We start from the raw sequence: 6,156 nt of genomic DNA, 5'->3' as shown, positions 1-6,156 counted from the left end.
CCTACGGGTTTTGCAGTCAAAGATCGATATCTTACCAATGAAATCGATGTCGTGTGGAATCGTACTGATTATAGTAAGGTGAAGCAATACAATCTCTATGCAAAGCTGAATAATGRAAAAGAGGAATTTTTAGGCGGAGTTTATGGCGACAACTTCTATGTGAAAAACTTAGATAAACATGTCGTGGCTCTTAAATTGACTGCTGTTGGAGCCGATCAAAGCGAGAGCAAACCAGCCATTATTGAACTTGAAAGTAAAGATTATCTTTCGAAAGTGTCAGTCAATGAAACAGCCGAAGGATTCGATATCAGCTGGGGCAAGGAGAACCGCGGCAGCAAAGTTCGTTTCGACTTGAGCTTTACGGATGGCAGAAAAGATACTTATACCAAGACCTTGGATATAAAACTGGCTTCAACGAAATTCGAAGTACCAGTGAAAGATGATGATCGTTACCTGTTAAGAAGATCCACATTGGATAAGAGAGAGAATGTTATAGATACCGTCAGTTATGCAAGCAAAATGAAAGATATTTATTCCGAATCATTTGATGGAAGCTACTATATTAATGGCAATAAGCTTGGGATCGATGTACCTTCCTCGAAAGACTGGTGGCATATGTACATTACCGTTAATGGAGTAGAGGTTAAACCTACAAAAAAGTATGATGGTGCAACAACCGATTATTTTATTCGGGGATATCATGATTTGAATGGATTATCTATTCCGGTAGAGGGAGCTGTAATCGGTATTACGCTGGAAGACTATAAAGGGAACATGTCCGAAGTCAAGAATATTACGGTAAACAAGTTACCGAATAGATTGGTAAAGCTCACCCATATATTTAATGAAAACCTGACCCTTTGCGGTCGGGTTTTTCCAATGTTGGAACGCTTCTGCGGGTTCAAACAATTGATTTTTTTCTGAGAATAGTAAGTACATCATGGAAATCGACACAAACGTTCGGCAGGAGGAAATGAAATGTGGTTTCAAAAGTGGAGATTTACGATTTTTCCTAAGCTGCTCCTGGGCTTCTTGATCGCGATTTTACCTGTGTACATGTTGGGCATTTATTTGAACAAGCAGGTGGCCAGCAGTTTGCGGGATCAAATTCTGCAATCCAYGCAAACCAATGTGAAATTTTATTTGTCATCACTGACGAATGAAATCGTTAATATCGAAAATTTTAAACGTTCCTTACTGGTGGACGAGGATCTTATGGCTTTAAGCACGGTAGCTCCGGCCTTGACGGAAAACGAGCTGCGTGAAGCGATTTTGCGATTAGAGAGAAAGGTGGCTCTTCTGCAGGACTCCAGCTCTTATATTGCGAGTGCAACTCTTTACATCCCGATGATTGACAAGCAAATAAAGTCCGGAAGCTACATCGAGGGCGTCTCGATCAAAGAACTGGAAACGATTCGATTCAAGATGCAACAGCAATTATCTCCATTAGTATGGCATGGCGACAAGCTGCTGATGGGCTCTTATTATCCGGAAAGCGTGATCAAAAACAGGGCTCCCGTCTTCTTGATCGAGATCGAGATCAATCAGCGGATGATCATGGACGATTTAAGCAGTATGTCCGATCAAGGAGGAGCTTACCTCTATTTCAAGCAGGAGGGTCGTGTTATTACTAATCACGCGGTGCCCAATACCTCCGATGAAATCGAAAAATTATTAACTAGGCAGTCAGGCGGTGAAGTTGAAAGCCTCATATTTGAGAACCAAGGAAAGAAATATTTGGTTTCGCTCCGGCAATCGTCAGGATATGATTTTTCGCTAGGAATATACACGCCGGAAGACGTCATTATGCGCGACTTTGACAAATATAATGCGTTGTTCTGGATCTTGTTCGCTTTGTCCATCATTGTGATGGCGCTTTTCTCATATTGGATTTTCAAAGCGATTCGGAATCCCGTCCGCAACCTGTTAAAGGCTTTCCGAAAAGTGGAGGAAGGTCAGCTAGCGGTTCGGGTTTCACAGAGGAGTAATGACGAATTTTCGGACCTGTCAGAACAGTTCAATAAGATGGTATCAAAGCTGCAATCCTTGATACAAGAAGTATACGAGCAGCAAATTAGGAGTCAACAGTCTGAACTAAGACAGCTGCAGTCGCAGATCAACCCGCATTTCCTGTACAACAGCTTTTTTATTTTGCATCAGCTGATCGAATTCGAGGATTTGGATAATGCAAGGAAATTCGTACACTATCTTGGCAACTACTTTCAGTTTATTACGAGAGATGCAAAGTCAGAGCTGTCACTAGGGCAAGAAATGAAGCATGCTGAAGCGTATTTAAATATCCAGATGATGCGGTTCGGCAGCAGGATCAATGTTTCGGTGGAACCGATTCCCTCGTGGCGAGAGGAATTGCTGGTACCGCGTCTCATCGTGCAGCCTATCATTGAAAATGCCTACCAGCATGGACTGGAGTCCAGAATATCAGATGGTCATTTGCGAATTACGAATGAATTGCGGGACAACTTCCTTTGTATCTATTTCGAAGATAATGGCACCGCGCTTACGGAAGACGAGCTTATGCGGCTCAAGTTCAAGCTTCAGGATGCATCGGAACTTGAAACGACGGGAGTCGTCAATGTGCATAGGCGGCTGCAGATCAAATTTGGCCAATCGGCTGGTCTATACGTATTCCGAAGCGAGCTAGGCGGCTTGGGCGTTGCGATGAAAATACCTGTTAAGACAAAGGAGGAGTAAGATGTACCGCTTATTAATCGTAGATGATGAGCCTTTGATTCTGCAGGGGCTTACGAAGTTATGCAGCCGGTTGACGGAACCCGAATTGGAAATCTATTCGGCGGGTACGTCGCAGGAGGCGTTGATCTGGCTCGGAAGAGTGAAAATAGACATTGTGTTGTCGGATATTCGGATGCCAGGCATGAATGGTCTGGAGCTTCAGGGCGAGATTGTGAAGCAGTGGCCTAGGTGCAAAGTGATCTTCTTGACCGGTCATAGCGACTTTGCTTATATTCAGCAAGCGATTCGGCAAGGCAGCGCGGACTATATTCTAAAGACGGAAGGCAATGCCAAAATTGTGGAATGCATTCTCGCTGTTGCCAAGCAGCTTGATCAAGAGCAATTAGTGGATATGCAGCTCATCGAGGCGAGCCAGCAAAGGAAGGTCGCGCTGCCTTATATTCAGAAGCAGTATTTGAACGAGCTGATACAAGGGGACGACAGGTCGCTGCATTCGCTACGCGACAAATTCGAAGATCTGCAGATTCCTCTGGATGCTGGCGTTCCTTGCTTGCTCATGATTGTGCGCATCGATGATTGGGGACAACGGGAAAGCTTGATGGACAAAACACTGTTCCAATTTGCGCTGGACAATATGACGAACGAATTATTATCTCCACTCACGAAAGTAATCTCTATGAGTTATGACAAAAACAAAATGGTTTGGTTTATCCAACCTTCCGAAGCTCCATCTGATCAAGGCGCTTTCAAAAGAACATTCCTGTTCGTTCGCGAAATGTTGGAACAAATTCAACTGACATCGCTTAATTTGCTTAAGCTGCCTCTGTCTCTGGCACTTGCGAACAGCTTCTCGGAATGGTATGACGTTCCGCACAAGTTCGAGCGGCTTAATCTGCTCTTCCATAGCGGTCTTGGATTCGGAAGCGAGTTGATTTTACTGGAGCCTGAATTCATGCCCCAAACTAATAACAGTAGCGCCGAGATGCGTCTTACCTCGGTTCATTTTAATAAAATTTCCTATTTGAAGTCCTGCATGGTGAACGGACAGGAGGAAGCAACAATTGAAACGCTGGAGGAGCTGCTTGCCTTCGCGTCGCTTTCAGGAGCTTTCCCAAGCGCTGTGCAGATGGAGCTATACTATTTGCTTGTGGCAGTATTCCTGCCTCATGGCTTGCTGCATTCGAGTAATGACGCTCACACTGATCAGGATTTGGGACGGTTTACGCAGTTCGAAAGATACCGTTCCTGGCATCAAATTTGCGAAGAATTCACATCTTACGCCAAGAATATATTTGAATGGCAGCATGCCGGCATGGTCGTTCAGGAGCATGAGCTCATACAGAAAATCCAGCATTATGTGGCGAGCCATCTGTCTGGGGATTTGTCGCTGTCGAGAATTGGTGAGGTGGTGGGGCATAACCCTTCCTACCTCTCCAGGTTGTACAAAAAACTGACGGGTAAAGGTTTGTCCAGTTATATCAACGAAATTAGGCTGGAGAAAGCGAAGCGTATGCTGGAGCAAGATGGTTACAAGGTGCATGAGATTGCATCCGAGCTCGGTTTCTTGTCTTCCCAGTATTTCCATCGTTTTTTCAAAAAAGCGACGCATCTGACGCCGCAGGAATACCGCGAACTGAAGAGGGATTCAAACGTGTAAATAAAAGATACAAATGTCACGAATGGAAACTAGTTAGCGTACTCGCTTTACTTTTATAATGAAGCCGTAGCAAAGAAAACTAACTAGAAAAGGGTGTTCATGATGAAGAGAAAAGGTCATTTGAGTATCATTCTCGCAAACATCTTGGTATGTTCCGTTGTGCTGGCAGGCTGCGGCAGCAAAGACGACGGCATCGAACAAAGCGGGAGTGCTAATTCTGGAAATCAAGGGACAGGAGAAGCCGTTATTGAGCCGCTTGGCAAATATGATCCTCCCATTGATGTAACGGCGGCGAAATTTATCACGCAAGACGTGGTGTATCCGGAAGGTCAATCGGAGTCGAAAAACGCCTGGGAAGATCTCTATAAAGAAATGGGTATTAATCTAAAATACGATTGGATTGTAAAGGGTACGGACGCACAATATTTCCAGAAGCTGAACCTCTCCATCGCTTCCGGCGAAATACCCGATCTCATGATGGTTAACTCCTCTCAATTAAAGCAATTGGTTGAATCGGATATGTTGGAGGATCTGACATCGGTTTATGAGAAATATGCAACTCCAGCTGTAAAAAGCGTTTTCGAGCAGGACAAGCAGGCTTTGCAATCCGTTACTTTCGACGGCAAATTATATGCAATTCCAAAGACGGAGCCGATGATCGGCGCGCAAACACCGTTGCTATGGCTGCGTACGGACTGGTTGACGAAGCTGGGTCTTTCCGAGCCGAAAACATGGGAAGAAGTATTGCAAATTTCGAATGCCTTCACAACCAAAGATCCTGACGGCAACGGCAAAGCGGATACATTCGGCATCGCGCTAAGCAAAGATATCATTAACGGATATCCTTCCCTGAATGGATTCCTGAATGCTTACGGCGCATATCCTCGAATCTGGAAAAAAGATGCATCAGGCAACTTAGTGTACGGAAGCATCCAGCCAGAAGTCAAATCAGCGCTAATCAAGCTGGCGGAACTGTACAAGAACGGCGAACTGGATAAGGAATTTGGCGTAAAGGACGGTTCGAAAGTTGCGGAGTCGCTGGTCGGCGACCGTATTGGGATGCTGTTTGGACCAAGCTGGGCTTCACAATGGCCGCTTCAAGATAACAAAAAGAAAAACGGTGCTGCAGAGTGGAGAGCGTTTCCGATCCCGTCCGTCGATGGCGGTAATGCCACCGTACAAATGCCGTTTGGCGCATCATTCTACTATGTAGTCAAGAAGGATATGAAACATCCGGAAATTGCGGTCAAGATGGCAAATCTCTTCATGGAGAAGCTGTATGGAGAAACTGCAGATTATTTGAAATATGGAGTAGACGGCAGCGGTATAACGGTTGCCAAATATTCAATGGTGGATTTGTTTGCGCCGGATAAAGATATCAACCGTTCGGTGAACGTAGCGGAAGCGATCAAGATCGGGGATCCATCCAAGCTGAACCCGGAAGAAAAATCAACCTACGATAAAATCAAGGCATTTGAAGGCGGAGACTTGAATTTCTACGGTGAAATGTACCAGAACGGTCCAGAAGGAGCGATGATGGTGCTGAAGAAACTGTCGGATGAAGGTAAAGTGATCGCTGAAGGATACGGCGGAGCTCCTACCGATACGATGGGTGAGAAAAAAGCTACATTGGAGAAGATGGAGACTGAAATCTTCACGAAAATCGTTTACGGCGCTGCTTCGATCGACCAATTCGACAAGTTCGTCGAGGATTGGAAAGCGCTCGGCGGCGATCAAATTACACAAGAAGTCAATGAATGGAACGCTTCACAGCAATAATCCAAGTG

4 protein-coding genes are annotated in these 6,156 nt (G+C 45.1%); all 4 read left to right on the top strand.

The genetic code is table 11. The features are described from left to right. Positions 1-924, top strand: a 924-nt coding sequence (locus AC1DSE_RS28250; protein WP_477528560.1) for a GH85 family endohexosaminidase C-terminal domain-containing protein, incomplete at its 5' end; no start/stop codon positions are given. A gap of 54 nt (positions 925-978) precedes the next feature. Then, complete coding sequence (locus AC1DSE_RS28245) at positions 979-2,712, top strand: sensor histidine kinase (RefSeq protein ID WP_477528559.1); 1,734 nt, start codon at positions 979-981, stop codon at positions 2,710-2,712. A gap of 1 nt (position 2,713) precedes the next feature. After that, positions 2,714-4,369 (top strand): response regulator, encoded by a 1,656-nt coding sequence (locus AC1DSE_RS28240; RefSeq protein WP_477509755.1) that lies wholly within the window; start codon positions 2,714-2,716, stop codon positions 4,367-4,369. 99 nt (positions 4,370-4,468) lie between these two features. Beyond that, entirely contained in the window at positions 4,469-6,148 is a 1,680-nt protein-coding gene (locus tag AC1DSE_RS28235; RefSeq protein WP_477509754.1) for an extracellular solute-binding protein, read from the top strand. Positions 6,149-6,156 lie beyond the last annotated feature (8 nt).

The sequence above is a fragment of the Paenibacillus sp. 01L418 genome (genome assembly GCF_056400045.1).
The sequence above is the reverse complement of the archived record's forward strand: the minus strand, read 5'-3'. Positions and strand labels throughout refer to the sequence as shown.